At 71.7% G+C, this 17,096-nt stretch carries 12 protein-coding genes and 1 riboswitch; of the genes, 8 read left to right on the forward strand and 4 right to left on the reverse strand.

The genetic code is table 11. The features are described 5' to 3' along the window. Positions 1-110 precede the first annotated feature (110 nt). Positions 111-1,310, forward strand: coding sequence for a DUF418 domain-containing protein (locus tag EV385_RS27505; RefSeq protein WP_242625105.1), 1,200 nt, complete (start codon positions 111-113; stop codon positions 1,308-1,310). A 44-nt stretch (positions 1,311-1,354) separates the two neighbouring features. Here EV385_RS27505 and EV385_RS27510 read toward each other — a convergent pair whose 3' ends face one another. The 4 genes from EV385_RS27510 to EV385_RS27530 form a co-directional block, all read right to left on the reverse strand. Continuing rightward, positions 1,355-1,804: a hypothetical protein gene (locus tag EV385_RS27510; protein WP_130512077.1), complete on the reverse strand. Its 450-nt coding sequence runs from the start codon at positions 1,802-1,804 to the stop codon at positions 1,355-1,357. Positions 1,805-1,873: 69 nt separating this feature from the next. Further along, positions 1,874-3,046, reverse strand: coding sequence for a zinc-dependent alcohol dehydrogenase (locus tag EV385_RS27515; protein ID WP_130512078.1), 1,173 nt, complete (start codon positions 3,044-3,046; stop codon positions 1,874-1,876). Further along, positions 3,043-3,462, reverse strand: coding sequence for a hypothetical protein (locus tag EV385_RS27520; RefSeq protein WP_130512079.1), 420 nt, complete (start codon positions 3,460-3,462; stop codon positions 3,043-3,045). The genes EV385_RS27515 and EV385_RS27520 overlap by 4 nt, the downstream gene beginning before the upstream one ends. 666 nt (positions 3,463-4,128) lie before the next feature. Continuing rightward, positions 4,129-5,040: an SDR family oxidoreductase gene (locus EV385_RS27530; RefSeq protein WP_130512081.1), complete on the reverse strand. Its 912-nt coding sequence runs from the start codon at positions 5,038-5,040 to the stop codon at positions 4,129-4,131. Between the two features lie 255 nt (positions 5,041-5,295). Between EV385_RS27530 and EV385_RS27535 the strand changes: the two genes are divergently transcribed. From EV385_RS27535 to EV385_RS27565, 7 genes are all read left to right on the forward strand, one after another. Then, a complete protein-coding gene (locus EV385_RS27535; RefSeq protein WP_165449632.1) occupies positions 5,296-7,524 on the forward strand; it encodes a SpoIIE family protein phosphatase in 2,229 nt (742 codons plus the stop codon). Between the two features lie 197 nt (positions 7,525-7,721). Next, positions 7,722-7,897, forward strand: a riboswitch (cobalamin riboswitch). A 162-nt stretch (positions 7,898-8,059) separates the two neighbouring features. Then, entirely contained in the window at positions 8,060-8,452 is a 393-nt protein-coding gene (locus EV385_RS27540; RefSeq protein WP_242625106.1) for a (2Fe-2S) ferredoxin domain-containing protein, read from the forward strand. A gap of 575 nt (positions 8,453-9,027) precedes the next feature. Continuing rightward, complete coding sequence (locus EV385_RS27545; RefSeq protein WP_130512084.1) at positions 9,028-9,621, forward strand: DedA family protein; 594 nt, start codon at positions 9,028-9,030, stop codon at positions 9,619-9,621. A 231-nt stretch (positions 9,622-9,852) separates the two neighbouring features. Beyond that, positions 9,853-10,392, forward strand: a complete 540-nt coding sequence (locus EV385_RS27550) for a hypothetical protein (protein ID WP_130512085.1) — start codon at positions 9,853-9,855, stop codon at positions 10,390-10,392. A 278-nt stretch (positions 10,393-10,670) separates the two neighbouring features. Then, entirely contained in the window at positions 10,671-11,279 is a 609-nt protein-coding gene (locus tag EV385_RS27555; RefSeq protein ID WP_165449633.1) for a DUF3558 family protein, read from the forward strand. Between the two features lie 139 nt (positions 11,280-11,418). After that, a complete protein-coding gene (locus tag EV385_RS27560) occupies positions 11,419-14,262 on the forward strand; it encodes a helix-turn-helix transcriptional regulator (protein ID WP_130512087.1) in 2,844 nt (947 codons plus the stop codon). Between the two features lie 108 nt (positions 14,263-14,370). After that, a complete protein-coding gene (locus EV385_RS27565) occupies positions 14,371-17,061 on the forward strand; it encodes a helix-turn-helix transcriptional regulator (RefSeq protein ID WP_130512088.1) in 2,691 nt (896 codons plus the stop codon). The last annotated feature ends 35 nt before the right edge of the window (positions 17,062-17,096 follow it).

Here is a 17,096-nt window from a genome sequence, read left to right on the forward strand (position 1 = left end):
CGATCCCGCTTCCGTAGCCCGCTTCCGCGCAGCCCGGGGTGATGCCCTGGTCACTTTCAGTGGAGGAGCAACACGTCATGCAACGGCCCCTCGATGCAACTGCCACGCCCGTGAGCGAGACAGCCCGCTCCCGTCTGATGAACCTGGACGCCCTGCGCGGCTTGGCGCTCCTGGGAATCTTCGTGGTCAATTCGACCTACGTCGCCTCCGCCTTCCACGGGACCGGCGTCGAAGACCCTGCCTTCACCTCAACCGCCGACCGCACCGTCGGCTCGGTCCTCACCCTCCTCTTCGAGACCAAGTTCTATCTGCTCTTCTCGTTCCTCTTCGGCTATTCCTTCACCCTGCAGCGGGACTCCGCCGAGCGCCGCGGGACCCCGTTCACCGCGGCGTTCCTGCGCCGCCTTGCCGCCCTCTTCGCGCTCGGCGCGGCCCATGCCGTGCTGCTGTTCCCCGGCGACATCCTGACCACCTACGCCCTGCTCGGAGTAGTCCTGCTGGTTGTCGGAGGCATGCAGACCCGCACGGCCGCCACCGCCGCCGGCACGCTACTGGCACTCACCGCCACCGCCTATGCGGGTCTCGGCACGCTGCAAGCGGCCTTCGGTCCCCCGAGCACCCTGGACGCCGGGAACCTCACCGCCCAGGCAGATCAGGCCGCGGTTCTGCTCAGTGGCGGACCGGTAGACGTCATCGATGCCCACCTGCGGGAGCTGCCCGACGTGGCCGCGTTGCTGTTGCTGTTCCAGGCCCCCTGCGCCCTGGCGATGTTCCTGTTCGGCCTCGCCGCGGGAAAGCGGGGTCTGCTCGCCCGACCCATCCACGCCACGGTGCTGCGCCGCACCCAGCTGATCGGCTTCCCCATCGGCCTGGCCGGAGCGTGCCTCTACGCCCACGCCACCACCCACTGGACCGGTACCGCGGGCGAAGCGTACGCCGTGGCCATCGACGTCCTCACCGCCCCGGCCCTGGCCGCCGCGTACGCTGCCACGTTGCTGCGCCTCATCCGGGGCCGACACGGACAGCGGATCGCCGACCTGCTTGCCCCCGCCGGCCGTATGGCCCTGAGCAACTACCTCGCCCAGTCGGCCGTGCTGGCCTTCATCTTCACCGGCTACGGCCTCGCCGAAATCGGCCGGCTCAGCCCCGCCTCGGTACTCGTTCTCGTTCTCGTCCTCTACACCATCCAGCTGTATGCCTCGGCCATCTGGATGCACACCCACGCCTACGGACCCCTGGAGTGGTTCCTGCGCGCTGCCACCCACCTGACAGTCCCGCCGTGGCGCAGACACAGACAGCCGGCAGCCTGATCCGCCCATGGGGAGATGCCGGTGGTGGGCGCCGCCTGCGTGGTTCAGCCCTGCAGACCCATGAGCTGGAAGAACTGCGGCTGAGCCGCACGCCACGTGCTGATGAAGGTGGACCGGGCTACCTTCACCCGGGCCCACACGCCCGGCGCGGGTGCCCATGGCGGTGGATCCCCCCACACGTGGGCCGGGCGGGTAGTGAACGTGAAGAACACGTCCGCGTTCGTCAGCCTCCAGTTGAGGTCAAGGTGATCGAAGGTGTCACCGAGGATCAGCCGTTCCCGTTCCCGGACGCCTGGCTTCTGGGCGAGGTCGCACAGGCGCTGGAAGTCCCGGTAGTGCGGATGCAGGGCTGTGGTGCTGCCGTCGCCGATTGCCAGGCCCCCTACGTAGACCTGGAAGATTCCGAACCGCTGATCCTGACTGCGCGGGGTGAACTCCACCCGGAAGTCAGCGATAGACCCGGCGCCCACCGTGCCGTCAGTTTCCGCACCCATGCGGCGAAGATACGTGACCCGGCGTGGCAGCCACCGGACGGGTACGGCTGGTCAGCAAGCGGTGTTGGCTCAGTGCGGGAGGAAGACCGCCCGCACGCAGTTGTCCTCCTTCTCCTTGAAGAGGCGGTAACCCTCGGGCGCCTGCCCCAGCGGCATGACGTGGGTGGCCAGGTGCTCGGTCACCAGTTCGTCGCGGGCCATCCGCTCCAGCAGCATCGGGATGTAGCGTTGCCCGTGCATCTGCGCGCCGCGTACGGTCAGGCCCTTGTTCATCAGGGCTCCGAGCGGGAACTTGTCGACGAATCCGGCGTAGACGCCGAGCACGAAGACCGAGCCGCCCTTGCGGCAGGCGTGGATCGCGTCGCGGACCGCGGCGGGCCGGTCGGTTTGCAGGCGTAGCTGCTGCTTGAGCTGGTCGTACCCGAATTGGATGCCGGGGGTGTGTGCCTCCATGCCGACCGCTTCGATGCAGACGTCCGGGCCGCGCCCGCCGCTGCGTTCGCGTAGCTCACCGGCGACGTCGTCGCGCTCGTAGTTCAGGGTTTCGGCCCCGGCGTACTTCTCCGCCTGGTGCAGCCGGTAGTCGTACCGGTCGATGATGATCACCCGGTCGGCGCCGAGCAGCGCCGCGGCGCGCGCGGCCAGTTGCCCGACCGCGCCGGCGCCCCACACCGCGACGACGTCGCCGGGCTGAACGCCGCCCAGTTCCGCGCCCATCCATCCGGTGGAGGCGGAGTCGGAGGCGAACAGCGCCCGCTCGTCGCTGACGGCGTCTGGCACCGGGAACGCACCGACGTCGGCGAACGGCACGCGGATGTACTCGGCGTGGCTGCCAGGGTTGCCGCCCATGGCATGCGAGTAGCCGAAACACCCGCTGGGCGCGTGTCCCCACAGGGTCTCGGTGATGGCCGGATTGGTGTTGCCGTTGTCGCACAGCGAGTACAGGCGCTGGTCGCAGAACCAGCAGCGGCCGCAGGCGATGAACGAGGAGACGACGACCCGGTCGCCGACGTGGTGGCGCTGTACGTCTGCCCCAGCCTCGACGACCTCGCCGACGAACTCGTGCCCGAGCACGTCGCCCTTCTCCATGAACGGGATGTAGCCACCGAGCAGGTGCAGGTCCGAGCCGCAGGTGACGGTGCGCCTGACCCGGACGAGGATGTCGCCCGCGTTACGGATTGTCGGGTCCGGCACCTCGCCGACGGCGAGCTTGTTGACGCCTTGCCACTGCAGAGCCTTCACAGCAGTCCCTTCTCCCGGCCCCGGGCGGTCACCGCGCGCAAACCCCGGTTAAAGGCCGTCGGTGTGGTCGTGGCGACGCCCGGCTTCAGGACGTCGCCCACTTCGAGCTGTGACCGGGCGATCCGCAGCACGCGCCGGATCTCGTCGTCGGACACGGTGTCGTTCGCACGGCGTACGTGGATCTCGGTGCCCCGGCGCCCCGGGGCCTCGCACAGCCTGACCGCGACGGCGTCGCCGCGGTCCGTCAGCTGGCTGGGCAGGTGGTCCGTCACATACTCGACCGGCCGGAACACCGTCACGGTGTGACAAGGGCCCGTCGCGGCCCTCGCACGGCCGCGCCCGCCCGCCATCGCCCGGGCCGCCAGCAGACTGCCGACACCGACTGCCCCGACGAGCAGCCATCTGGAACGTCTCATGGCCCCCGCATACCGCACACGGTGGTCGATAAACCGGAAAGCCCAAGAAAAGGCCGACGAATATCTGGTCACGGGTCACACGCCGCGACCGGTACGACCCCGGGAGCGCAGGATCCGCGAGCCCGCAGGCGGTCGGTGGCCGATGAAATTGCACGCCCGGCCCCAGCCGTGGTACGGCGCTGTGCTCCTCGGGGTCGAGTGGCTACCGGGCATCGCGGTGGCGAGGCGGATTGACGGGCCGCGACGGTCGACTGCCGCACGGTGTACCCCGTGAACGTCCGAGGGTCACGGGCGCGGAGAGACCCGGGTCCACGCTCGCTCGCCACGCCGGGCGCCGGTCCCGCCGAGACAACGTGGGCAGATGTGACGGATCTGGTCGGCGGTGGTGACGACGTCTGAGGGACGAAAGTCGAAGGTGGCATGCGGGAACCGCTGTAGTCGGCTGCGGCTCAGTGCCAGGCCGCACACCGTCTGGTTGGTGCCGGGAAGCCAGGCGTGCACTTCACCGCCCGGTTGCCGTATCCCGCTCTCGTCGACCCAGCCGCTGGAGGCGGCAACCGCGGTCACTCGTCGACGTGCCATGCCCGTGTCTTCCCGGTTGACCAGTCCCCAAACCGGGCCTCGACCATCGGTTGGCCGCGCTGCGAGGGGTATGCCGGGCCGTGTTCAGGGCAGCGGCTGCCCACCTGTCACGCCCAGGACTTCACCGGTGATGTAGCTGGACTCCTGAGCGGCGAAGAAGACGAATGCGGGCGCGAGTTCGGCCGGCTGGCCGGCCCGGCCGAGTGGCGTCTGCGCACCGAACGACTTGACCTTCTCGTCGGACATCGTGGCCGGAATGAGTGGTGTCCAGACCGGGCCCGGCGCGACGGAGTTGACCCGGATGCCCTTCTCCGCAAGCCCGGCGGCGAGGGCCTTGGTGAACGCGACGATGCCCGCCTTGGTGGTGGCGTAGTCGAGCAGTTCAGGTGACGGCTGGTAGGCCTGGATCGATGCTGTGTTGATGATCGTCGACCCGGGCTCCATGTGGGGCACGGCGGCCTTGCTCAGCCAGAACATCGCGTACAGGTTGGTCTTCATGACCCGGTCGAACTGCTCGGTGCTGATGTTGGTGATGCCACCGGGCTGGGCCATCTGGTAGGCCGCGTTGTTCACCAGGATGTCGAGGCCGCCGAGGTCGCTGACGGCGCGTTCGACGATGGCCGTGCAGTGTCGCTCGTCGCGGATGTCACCCGGCACGGTGATCGCCTTGCGGTCGGCCTTCTCCACCAGCCGCGCGGTCTCGCGGGCGTCGTCCTCCTCCTCCGGTAGGTACGAGATCAGCACGTCGGCGCCCTCGCGGGCGAAGGCGATGGCCACGGCGCGCCCGATTCCGGAATCGCCGCCGGTGATGATCGCCCGTTTGCCCGCCAGCCGTCCGCTGCCCCGGTAGGTCTGCTCACCGTGATCGGGTTTGTCGTCCATCTGGCCCGTGGTGCCCGGATGCGGGATCTGCCCGCTCTGCTGCTCCTGCGGGGCCCTGAACTGTTCGGTCGGGTCCTGCTTGCCGTGCTGGTTCTGGGGCGCGTTGTTCGTCATCTCGGCGACGTACCCACCAGACCGCCACTGATGCCGACAGTTGACCACTACGGGCCGGCGGGTGGTCAGGGTGGCGCCGCAGGCGGTCGGGGTGCTGGTGGCGAGGAAGGTCAGGAATTCCGCGCTGAGCCCGTGCTGGGCGACCAGTCGCAGGCCGCATGCCGCCTTCTCGGGCCTGCCGGCATGCACGTGACGCGGCACGGGTTAGGCTGCTGTGGCGTCGACGGGTCGGACCGGGCCTGGCAGGAGCTGCGGGTGACGGGTGGTGTGACGGGCCGAGCTGCCGGCCAGCGGGATGGTCCGGGTGCGGTCCGGGGGTGGCCAACCTGGCGGGTCGTCGCCGCGGTCGCGGTGGGGTATGCGTTCGGTGCGTGGCTGGCGTTCGTGGCGTTCGGGGCGACCGCGATCGTGGTGCTGTTCCTGCCGGCCGGTGTGACGCTCGGGGCGCTTGTCCGCACGCCGCGCAGGCAGTGGCCGTGGATCCTGGCGACGGTGGTGGTCGTCGAGATCGCCGTGGATGTCTGGCAGGGGCAGAGCCTGCGTTTCGTGTGGGGTTTCGCGGTCGCGAACGCGGCCGAGCCGCTGGTCGGTGCGCTGTTGCTGCGACATTTCGTGCCGGGTGACGTCGACCTGCTGCGACGGCGAGACCTGTTCGCGTTCCTGGGCTGTTGCGTGGTGGCGGGGCCGCTGGTGGGTGGGGTGTGCGGCGCTACGACCATCAGCCTCGGATTGGGTCGCAGCTGGCTGGAGGCGTTCCTGCCGTTCTGGGCCGGTGACGCCACCGGTGTGTTGACCGTCGGCGGCTGCGTGCTGGCGTGGCGGCACCGTCCACCCGCCAGCATTGCCGCGTCGACCCGCTGGGCGTTGGCCCTAGCGCTCACGATGGGCGTGACCGCGATCGGTTTCTGGCCGGCCCACCTGCCCCTGTTCTACCTGCCGATTCCGGTGCTGCTCGGGCTGGCGTTCAGTCAGCGTCTTGCGGTCCCGCTGACCTGCGGGCTGGCGATGACGGTGACCGCCAACGTGTTGACCAGCGCCGGGCACGGCCCGTGGTCGGCGTTCGAGGGCCCGATCGCGCTGAAGACGGCAACTTTGCAGCTGTTCCTGGCCGTGGCGATCCTGGGCGCCTGGTTCCTGGCCGTGGGCGTCGCGGAACGTGACGCCGCCCGGTCGGCCACCCGAACCGAGCGGGCGGCCCGGCAACGCCTGCACGCGCTGCAGTTGCTCACCACCCGGCTGGCGACCGCCGCCACGTCCCAGGCCATCGCGGAAGCGGTCGTGCGTGACAGCGTGGCGTTGTTCGCCGACCGTGCGACGCTCGGCGTGGTGTCGCCCGAGCGGGACGAGGTGGTGATCTGGACGGTCGTGGGTCGACCGCCGGAACTTGTCGACGCGGGTCGGCAGGTGGCGCTGGACGAGGTCCGGCCGTTGACCTACGCGGCCCGCACGGGCCAGCGCGTCGTGCACCAGAGCGTGAACGAGCTGGCGGTGGACTACCCGCAGATGGCGCAGGCCTACCGGACCTCCGGGGTGTCCAGCGGGTTGTGCCTGCCGGTGGCCGACGCGGACGGGCCACCGCTGGGCGCCCTCGCGATCGCCTTCGCCGCCGACGATGCGGTCGACGCCGACACCATCGCCGTGGCCGAGACCGTCGCCCGTCTGGCCGGGCAGGCACTGCAGCGGGCCCAGCGACACGAACGCGAGCTCGACGCGGCCCACCAGCTACAGCGCGCCCTGCTACCGGTGCTCGCCGGCGGCCGGTCCGGCATCCGGGTCACCGCCGACTACCGGCCCGCCGACCGCACGCACGACGTGGGCGGCGACTGGTACGACGTGTTCCCCCTTCCCGGCGACCGGATCGGGCTGGCCGTCGGCGATGTCGTCGGCCACGACCTGACCGCGGCCGCGGCCATGGCCCGCGTCCAATCCGCCCTGCGCATTCTCGCCCAGACCAACGACGGGCCGGCCCAGGTGCTCCAGGAACTGGACCGCGTCAGCGCGCTCATCACCAACTCCTTCATGACCACGGTCGGCTACGCCGACTACGACCCGGCCACCCGTGTGCTGCGCTACGCCTGCGCCGGGCACCTCCCGCCGCTGCTGATCACCGCCGACGGCGTCATGTACCTGTGGAGTGGCCGCTCCATGCCGATCGGGGTACACGGTCGACCGCGCCAGCAGGCCGAGCAGCGGATTCCCGCCGGCGCGGCGCTGATCTGGTACACCGACGGTCTCGTCGAACGCCACGACACGCCGCTGCAGGACAACCTGGACCGGCTCGCCACCGTCGCCGCCGAGCTGGTCGGACACGACCCCGACGACCTCTGCCAGGCAATACTCCAACACATGGCCGGCGGAGACGTCCTGCGCGACGACACGATCGTGCTCTGCATCCACTTCGCCCCCGAGCCACGCGCCGCGGTGGCCACCCCCAGCCAGCTCGCAGCCGGGGATCGACACTCCTCCCCGCCCGCACCGCTCTGATCAGCAGGCAAGACGTTCGCATCGTCCATGTTCGCGGCAGTCAGCCTGCGGGTCCCGGCGCCGTCACGCACGGGTACACCGCCACCGGGCTGACCGTACGGCGACCATACCGTGCCTACATCTGGGAGGTGACAGGTATGCGGGGACAACATGTTGTGTCCATTGGGGGGTCGTGCGGCCGGCCCCGGACCCGGCCGATACAGTTGCCCTGCCGCGGTGTTCGGGAAGCCGGTGCGAATCCGGCGTGGTCCTCGCCACTGTGACCAGGAAGTGTGCTCTTTCGCTGTCGCCACTGGACCGTCCGGTCCAGGAAGGCTGAAGGAGTCCGTGATGATCTGGGAGCCAGGAGACCGGCCGTGGCACCGAATGTCTACCCCACGAGTGATGGGGACAAGGAGTTCGCCGCCATGTCACGTTCTGCCCTGCCACGATCTGCCACCTTCCCGCCTAGGCCCGGTCGACCTCGCGCACCGTACGGTGCCGCGTTCGGGCTGGTGCTCCGATGAGCGGCCCACCCGCCGTTGGCGCGCATGAATTGATCACAACCACCGCCGCGGGGCTGGTCACCTGCCGCGGCTGCTGCTGCGGAAACCCGGCGAAGCACCCCGACGTCGATCACGGCGGCGAACTGCGCACCCTGCAGCAGTTCGCCGCCGACCACCCCGACACTGTCCGGCTGACCACCAGCGACTGCCTCGGCCCGTGCGAGCACGCCAATGTCCTCGTGGTCCGGCCCTCGCCCGACGGACGCCGCGCAGGCGGTCGGCCCGTCTGGCTCGCCCGCCTCGACGCGCACGCCCTGCGCACTCTTCAGGTCTGGCTCGCCGCGGGCGGACCGGGCCTGGCGGACGTCCCCGAGTACCTGGCACTGCACCGGATCCGCCCCTCGCGTGCCGGCACCACGAGCGAGGGCAGTCCCATGCTCTAGGCGTGGGCAGCCCAGCGCGCCGCCCTCCACAACGCGTGGACGGGTCCCGCCCGGACGGGTTCCGAGAGCCTCTGCTGAAGGCCTGGGCGGCGCGCCGGCCTGCGAGTAGTCCAGCGATCAGCCCACCCTTCGACCGGCCGCCCTACTTGTCCAGCGTGAGCCACAAAACCTCCCCCCGTACCCAGATCTCCGCACTGTCCACCACGGACCGCGATCCTCTACGCGGCCGGACGCGCGGGACGCAACCGCGTCCTGGCTGGGAGGGAGCCCGAGCGGCCGCCACGTGCCCGGAACCGGTCGGCTCTGGTGCGTGCCGATCGGTGCGGTCGACGGGCCGGGTCCGCCGAAAGGGGCAGACCAGTAGCGATGATCTATCTGTCGGCGGATACCCGTTGACAGCCGCGCCGCGCACGCTGACAGGCGGCACAGACGGCGAGCGCGGAGGCGAGCATGACACGGCGGAATCCGGCCGGTAGGGAACCTCTCACCGACCCGAGGATCGCTCCGTGTTTCCGGCAGAGGATCGGAGGATCAGTGGCGAGCGCGCGGTCCCGCCGAGAGGCCGGTTACCACCGATGAACGCCGACGCCGCGCATCTGCTGACAGCGCTGACCGAGTCGGCGTGGCTGCTCCCGGCGGTGTTCGTGCTGTGTGCGGTGGACGGCGTGCTGCCGGTGGTGCCGGGCGAGACAGTCGCGATCGCCGCCGCGGTCTTGGCGGCTACCGGTAACCTCGCCCATCCGGCCGTCATCGGTGTCATCGTGTGCGCCTCCGTGGTCGGCGACCTATGCTGCTATCTGCTGTGGCGGCGGGCGGCCGCGGTGAGAAGGACCCGGTCGGGCCGTGCCCGTGCGCCTGGCCGGATTTTCAGCAGGGTCGGCGCACTCATGGACCGTCGCGGTGGTCCGGCGATCCTCGCGGCCCGGTTCATCCCCTCAGGACGCACCGCGGCCAGTGTGGCCGCCGCGCTCACCGGAATCCCGCTCCGCCGTTTCCTGCTGTGGACCGTGGCCGCCTCGGCGGCGTGGTCGGCCTACATCACCGTGCTGGGCTACTTCGGAAGTCGCCTGACACAGGGCCATCCCCTGTACGGGGTGTTGCTCGGCGTCGTCGCCGGAGCGGTCGTGACGTTGGTGGTGTCATTCGTCGGGCGACGCGCGGGCTGCTGAGCGGTCACCGTCGTACGTTCCGATCCTCCGGTAGGCGTCGGCACGCGTCCGCGAGGCGGCTGCCGTACGGGCCACAGCCTTTGTCGTGCTCGGTCCACCTGTGGTGCTCACCGGGTGCCGGCGGGTCCATATGTCATTTGCACTATCGCCGACCCGGTGCGCTCTCCGCTACGGTTCCAGCCTGCGTATGCGACAGATTTCCACATCAGGTACATCGGACGGGGTTGGATTGTGAAGCACGGCAGACTCATTGCCTTCAGTGCCCTGCTGGCAGCGACGCTTGCGCTGGCTGGCTGCGGATCGTCGGACGACACCGGCGCGCAGGGATCCGCCGCCTCGGGGGAGAAGGGGGCCGCAGGCGAGGAGCAGGCCGCAGCCGCGGAAGGCGCGTGTGCACTCCTGACGGCTGCGGAGGTGGAGGAGGCCCTCGGCGAATCGGTCAGCGAGCCGCAGCCGCAGGACTTGGGGACCCTCCAGACATGCAAGTTCGCTGGCGACGGCGCCCAGTTCCGTCTGCTGCTGGGGATTCGGGATCAAAGTCCACTCAGCGCGCGCCAGTTCTTCGAGATGCATCAGAAGCGTGCACAGGACCCCCAGACGCTGAGCGGGATCGGCACCGCGGCATTCTCGACCACCAGCCCCAAGACCGAGGTGATGTTCTATCTCGGAACCGAAGAGGTCACCTTGACGCTGACCGGCGACGACGAGCTGTCGGGCGATCCCGCCGCCCGCGTCGCTGACCTCGCCAAGAAGGTAGCCGCCCGGCTCTGACCCTCGGCTCTCTCGCGGCGCCGGGCACTCCACCGGTGACGCCTGCCGGCGGTGGACCCGCTGCCGGCGTCCGGTGAACCGGCGTGCGGTGCGATCGGGGCAGCGAGCCGAGCGGTGGCGACGGCATGTGATCGCGTGGTGGCAGCCCGGTGAATATGTCATACGCCCTATCCCGGGCTCAGCCGCGCCGGAACTAGCTTTGCCCACCAGCGCCGATCCGTCGGTGTGCGCGGACGGATCGCTCCGCGAGGCTGACTGCGAACCGATCGGAGACGACTGTGAAGTACGGCAAGCTCACGACCCTCGGTGCGCTGCTCGCGACGCTGGTGCTGGCCGGCTGCGGCGCATCGGGCACGGATGCGGACCCCGGGGCACCCGCGGCCGCCGCCGCGCAGCCCGAGGCTGGGGCTGGCGTCGAGTCGGACGCCGGGACGGCGACCGGCGGCTACGCCGACGAGGGGTACGCCTGTGGGCTGATCACCCGCGCTGACCTGGAAACGTTCTACGGCGGGCCGGTCGGCGAACCGGAGCCGAAGAGTGTCGGTGACTCGCGGTTCTGCGACTGGGCGGGCGCCCCGGGTGGAACCGACTCCTATGTGTTCCTGTGGATCGAAAAACCGATCAAGGGGGTTCGTGGCGACGCCAATACCGAGTACGACGAGCTGCGGAGCAAGCTCAAGGGTGACAAGGCCGTCAAGGACGTCGCCGGGCTCGGGGAGAAGGCGATGTCGGACTACTACCCCGGGGCGACCCGCGTGCGCATCGTCGTCGAGGACATGTACATCACGATCGGGGTGCAGTACGTCCTGGGCAAGCGGACGCTCACGCCGGAGGCCGACGTCGCCCGGGTGACCACGCTGGCCAAGCAGGTGGTTGGGCGGATGTAGCACCCCCTCCGGCCCGTCGTACTCGTGCTTGGCTGTCGCATTTTTCCGGATTTGCTTCCCCCAGGCTCCCGGCCGCCGGCCCCGGCTGCAAGAATGGCGGCCCGTGGTGTGCGGGAAGGGGGCGGCCGGGGTGCAGCCGATGATCGGCCGGGAGGCCGAGTGGCGCACGGTCACCGATGCCCTGCATTCCGTCGGGGACGGCCCCCAGGTGCTCGAGGTCGTCGGCGAACCCGGCATCGGCAAGACCCGCCTGCTGGCCGAGCTGGCCGGATATGCCCGGGAGCGCGGGCTGCTGACCCTCACCGGCAGGGCCACCGAGTTCGAGTCCGAGATCCCGTTCGCCCTGCTGACCGAGGCACTGGATGATCACGTACGTCTGAACAGCGAATCTCTGCGTGAGAGGCTGCCCCCCGACGACGTGTGGCGGCTCGGCGAGATCCTCGACGGCCTGGGCGCCGGGCCGGCGGCACCGCAGGTGTCGCTCGGCGGGGCGGCCGAGAGGTACCGGTCCCTGCGGGCGCTGCGCCGGTTGCTCGAAACCATCGCCGAGCCCGACGGGCTGGTGCTGATCCTCGACGACGTGCACTGGTGCGATGCCGCCACGACGGACCTTGTCGACTACCTGTTGCGCCGCCCGCCCGCCGGCCCGGTGGTGCTGGCGCTCGCCTACCGGCCGGCGCAGGCGCCGGCCCGGCTGGCCGCCGCACTGGTGAGCGACCATTCTGGCCGGTTCCACCGCAGGGTGGCGCTTTCGCCGCTGCCGGAGGCGGAGGTGACGCGCCTGCTCGGGCCCGACGCAGACCCCCGCGACGTGGCGTACCTGTTCCGCCTGAGCGGGGGGAATCCGCTCTATCTGGACGCGCTGCGCCGCTGTGGCACCACGGCAATCGATGCGGCTCGTACCCGGGACGACCCCGACCCCGCGCTGGCGGCCCTGCCCACCGAGGTGCGGGCCGCGCTCGGCGCGGAGTGGGAATCCGTCGGGCCGGACAGCCGCCTGGTGGCCTCGGCGGCCGCCGTCGGCGGCGACGAGAGCGAGCCTGCCCTGCTCGCCGAGGTTGCCGAGCTGCCCGTGCCGGCCGTACTGCGTTGCCTCGACGACCTGGTGGCCCGCGACCTCATCCAGGTAGTGGCCGGCACGGGCCGGTTCCGTTTCCGGCATCCGCTCGTGCGGCACGTCGTCTACGCGTCGGCCGCCGCCGGGTGGCGGCTGGGCGCGCACGCGCGGGCCGCGGCGCACCTGGAACGGGTGGGTGCGCCGCCGCGAGCCCGGGCGCACCATATCGCCCGGTCGGCGGCCGTCGGGGACGCCGGTGCGGCGGTCACCCTGGTCGCTGCCGCGCAGGCGGTCGGCGCGCAGGCGCCGGCAACCGCGGCCGAATGGCTGCAGATCGCGCTGCGCCTGCTGCCCGGCGACACCGCAACCGTCGGCCTGCCCGACCGCGCCGAGCTCCTCACCTACCTGGCCGAACGGCGGGCGGCGAGCGGAGACCTCGCCGAGGCGCGGCGGGTCATGGGTGTCGTCCTCGACGAGCTGCTGCCGACCGGGCATCCGGCCCGGTCGGCCGCCATCGCGTACACCGGCGTGCTGATCCGGCTGCTCGGCCTGCACGAGGAGGCGCAGGCGCTGCTCACCGCAGAGCTGGACCATCGGCCCGAGGCCGACAATTCGGATGTGCTGCTGCAGATCGCCACCTACGCGCTGATGCGTGGTCAACTCGGCGAGGCCGACGAACGCCTGTGCCAGATCATCGCGTTCGCCCCGGGCGGCACGGCTGCGGCGATCGCGCACGCCATGCGGCCGATGACCGGTTACGCGACCGGGCCGGCGGAGCTGTCCAGCGAGCGGCCGCGCTCAGCGACCGTCCTGCTGGACACGATGGGCGACGACGAGATCGCCCGCCAACTCGAAATCTTCGCCTGGCTCTGCTGGACCGGGCTCGAGGCCGAGGGGCCACGCGACTCGCTGCGCCGCCTCCTGCGCTGCCGGCAGGTCGCGGTCCAGTCAGGGCAGAGCTTCGTGCTGCCCTACCTGCTGGCCATGCAGGCGCTGATGCACGCCCGGCTCGGGCAGATCGGCGACGCGATGCGGGCCGCCGAGGAGGCCCTCACCATCGCCCGGCTGCTCGCCGCGGCCGAGCCGCTGGCCCTCGCCCTGCTGACGCAGTGCTGGCTGCATCGGTGCGCGGGCGATTTCGCGGCGGCGATCGTGACGGGTGAGCAGGCGGTCGCGGCGGCGTCGGCCAGCCGCGGCTGGCTGGCCACCGCTCAGGCGATGCTGGCATTCAGCCGGATCGCAGCCGGGGACGTACGGCGCGGCGCAGCCGATCTGGTGGCCGCCGGACGCGGACCCGAGTTGACCGCGCTGTACCCGCACAACCGGCTGATCGCCTGCACCGTGCTCAGCGAGTGCGCTGCGAAGACCGGCGAGCCCGAGTCCCCCGGGCACTGGGCGGAACTGGCCGAACGGGTCGCCGACCCCGAGCGTGGGGTCGAGCGCGGGCTGGTGTTGCTGGCACGGGCGTACGCGGTCGGCGCAGACGACCCGGGCCGCGGTGCCGATCTCGCCGAACAAGCTGGCGCCCTGCTGACCGAGGGGGAGTTGCTGCTGGTGGCCGGACGTGCCTGGCTGGCGGCGGCCGCGCTGCGCATGCGGACCGGCGACGAATCGGCAGCGCTGGACGACCTGGCTCGCGCCGAGAAGATCGGCGAACGCACGGACGCCGCCGACCTTCATACGGCGCTGCGGCGCCTGGCCCGGAGGCTACGGCCGGACGCCCCGCCACCGTCCGTCCCCGGAACGGCGGAGCTGACCCGGCGCGAGGGCGAGATCGCGGTGCTGGTCGCGGCGGGCATGTCCAACGCCGAGATCGCCGGCGAGCTGTACGTTAGCGTACGTACGGTCGAGACGCATGTGTCGCGGATCTACACCAAGCTCGGTGTCACCACCCGCGCCGCCGCGGTCAGCCGACTGGCGAGCTGAGACCCGCGTACGTATCCGCGGATGCGGGTACGTACGGATGTGCGTGCCCGTCCCCGCCTGACAGCGTGGCACCCGGACCGCACCGGGTGGTCCGCTGGTGAGGGAACGATGATGCGCAGCGGGGCCGACGAGAACCACGAGTGCGACACCGTCGCGATCCGGAAGACCGAAATGGGGGTATTGCGGCGGGCGCTTGCCCGTTGCAGCCCCACCGGTCGCTGGGTCGTCGTCGAGGTCGCGGGCGAACCCGGCATGGGCAAGTCCACGTTGTTGGCCGGTTTCGGACGGCATGCGGCCGATGCCGGATGGCGGGTCCTGCCGTGCCGCTCCGGACCTCCGGCAGCGGGGCACGGAAACCCCGAGGAGGGGTGCGACCCCGCCGATCCCGGCCGCGAGTCGCTGGTTCCCCGCATCGCCGACGTGCTGCGCGCGCCGGTCGAGACCGGGTCACGCGCCGATCGCCGTCTGCTGCTGATCGTCGACGACGTACACGGGGCCGACGCGGTCTCCGCGAGGCTGATCGCCGACCTGCTGCGCCACCCACCGCGCGGCCCGGTGCTGCTCGTCCTGGCGCACCGGCCACGGCAGCTCACCGGCACGCTGGGCGCCGTTCTGGCCACAGCCGCGGCCGCCGGGGTGGTGCAGCGCGTCACCCTCGGCCCGCTGGCACCGGCCGAATCCTCGGCGCTGCTGTCCACGATGGCCCCGGCGCCTCACCGGTTCGACATCCACGAGGCGAGCGGGGGCAATCCGCTCTATCTGCTCGGTTCCGCGGGTACGTCCGGGGCCGTGCCGGAACGCGTCCGGGCCGCACTCATGCCGGAGCTCCTCGCACGGTCCACGGCCGAGCGGCAGGTGGTGTGGGCCGCCGCCGTGGCCGGCGACCCGGCCGACCCCGAGTTGGTCGCCGCCGTCGCCGACTGCACACCGGCGGTCGTGCTCCAGGCGCTGGACCAGATCAGCGCGGACGACGTGCTGCGCCCGGCGCCGTCGGGCGCCGGATTCTGCTTCCGGCACGAGGTGGTGCGGGCCGTCGCGTACGAGTCCGCCCCTGCGGGCTGGCGGCTTGCCGCCCACGCGCGGGCCGCCGAGGCGCTCCGCGGGCGCGGTGCGCCCGCATCGGACCGGGCTCGTCACCTCGAGCACTGCGCCGTGCCGGGCGACGAGGATGCTGTCGAGACGTTGAGCCGAGCCGCGCGCGAGGTCCTGTACCGGGCACCCGCCGACGCGGTGCGCTGGCTTGTCGGGGCCGCGCGGCTGCTGCCGTCCGGGCCGCACACCGCCGACCGGCGGGCCGACCTGCAGTTGCAGTGCGCGCGGGCACTGGGACTGATGGGCCGGCTGGACGAGAGCCGCGGGTACCTGCACCGGCTGCTCGCCGGACTGCCGACCACCGATGCGGTACGCCGCGTGGAGGCCGCCGTGCTCGCGGCCCGTACGGACCAGCAGCTGGGCCGGCATGCCGAGGCCGACTCCCTACTGCGCGGCGAACTCCAGGCGCTGCGCCCGCCCGCCGGTTCGGCACCACCCGCGCTGTACGCCGCTCTCGCCTCCGGTGCGATGCTGCGCGGCGACGCCGCCGAGGCCCGGCGGTGGTCCACCGAGGCCCTCGGGCAGGACGTGGGCGCAGCGTCCCGGGTGGCCGCGTTGGCCCTGCGGGTGCTGGCCGACCGAATGACCGGCATCGCCGAGTCCGCCGCACACCTCGATGAGGCGGCCGACCTGGTGGACGCGATGCTCGACGACGAGTTGGTCGCCGTGCTGGACCTCGTCCGCTGGTTGGCCGAGGCGGAGCTGGCGGCCGAGCGGATCGGGGACGCGCTCCGGCACACCGAACGGATGCTGGCCGTCGCCCGGCAGGCGCGTCGCTACGAGCCGCTCGCCACCCTGCACGGGATCGCGGGCCGTGCATGGCTGCTGCGGGGCGACCTGACACGTGCTCTCCAGTGCCTGGATCGGGCGGCCGGCGCCGCCGAGCGCACCGGCAACCCGGCGACGCTCGCCGAGGTGGCGGCGGTCCGGGCCTGGCCGGCCCTGTGGCAAGGGGATGCCACGGCGGCAGCCCGGTTCGCGGCGCAGGCACACGAGCAGGACAGTCTGGTGGCGAGGCGGCTGGTCGGCGGTAGGGCAACGATAGGGGCGTGGCAGCAGTCCGGCGGCGACGCCGCGGCCGCAAACCGCTTGTGCCGTGCGCTGGACACGTCCGAGTGCGATCCGCTCGTCCGGGTCCGGTGGCTTGAGCTGGCCGCCGTGACCTGCGCGCAGCGGCGGTTGTCGGCGGCGGCTGCGGCCTGTGCCGCGGCGGCGCGGCAGCTCGCGGCGGAGACGTCAGGCCGCCGGATCCGGGGGTACGCGGCGCTGGCGGTGGCCCACTCGCTGCTGGGTACCGACTCGACTGCCGCGGCCGGGGCGGCCAGGCGGGCAGCCGACCTGCTCGCCATGGCCGGTGATCCGCTCGGCGCGGCGTGGGCCCGGCAGCGCCACGACGCCGCCCTCGGAGCGCCGGCAGGCATCGGTGGCGACGCGGGGCAGGGCAAGGCCGGCAAGCCGGCCTCCGGGATCGCGGCGCTGACCGTCCGGGAAACCGAGGTCGTCACGCTGGTCGCTGAAGGACTGACCAACAAGGAGATCGCCCGCCGGCTCTTCGTCAGTCCCGGCACGGTGTCGATCCACGTCGGACGCGCGTACGCCAAGCTCGGGGTCTCCCGTCGCGCCGCGGCCGCCGCCCGGCTGGTCGGAGCCGGACTTGTCGGATCGCGGCCGGGGGGCGAGCCGGACGCCCCTCTCGAACGGGCATGATCATGTCGCGCCGGGCAGACGCCCGGCGCGGCTCC

Origin of the sequence: Krasilnikovia cinnamomea (assembly GCF_004217545.1) — a bacterium.
Classification (GTDB): Bacteria; Actinomycetota; Actinomycetes; order Mycobacteriales; family Micromonosporaceae; genus Actinoplanes; species Actinoplanes cinnamomeus.

Coding starts and splice junctions, on each gene's coding strand:
- EV385_RS27510 (WP_130512077.1), bottom strand. CDS start 1,804: ATGGGTGCGGAAACTGACGGCACGGTGGGCGCCGGGTCTATCGCTGAC.
- EV385_RS27520 (WP_130512079.1), bottom strand. CDS start 3,462: ATGAGACGTTCCAGATGGCTGCTCGTCGGGGCAGTCGGTGTCGGCAGT.
- EV385_RS27530 (WP_130512081.1), bottom strand. CDS start 5,040: ATGACGAACAACGCGCCCCAGAACCAGCACGGCAAGCAGGACCCGACC.
- EV385_RS27545 (WP_130512084.1), top strand. CDS start 9,028: ATGAACGCCGACGCCGCGCATCTGCTGACAGCGCTGACCGAGTCGGCG.
- EV385_RS27560 (WP_130512087.1), top strand. CDS start 11,419: ATGATCGGCCGGGAGGCCGAGTGGCGCACGGTCACCGATGCCCTGCAT.
- EV385_RS27565 (WP_130512088.1), top strand. CDS start 14,371: ATGATGCGCAGCGGGGCCGACGAGAACCACGAGTGCGACACCGTCGCG.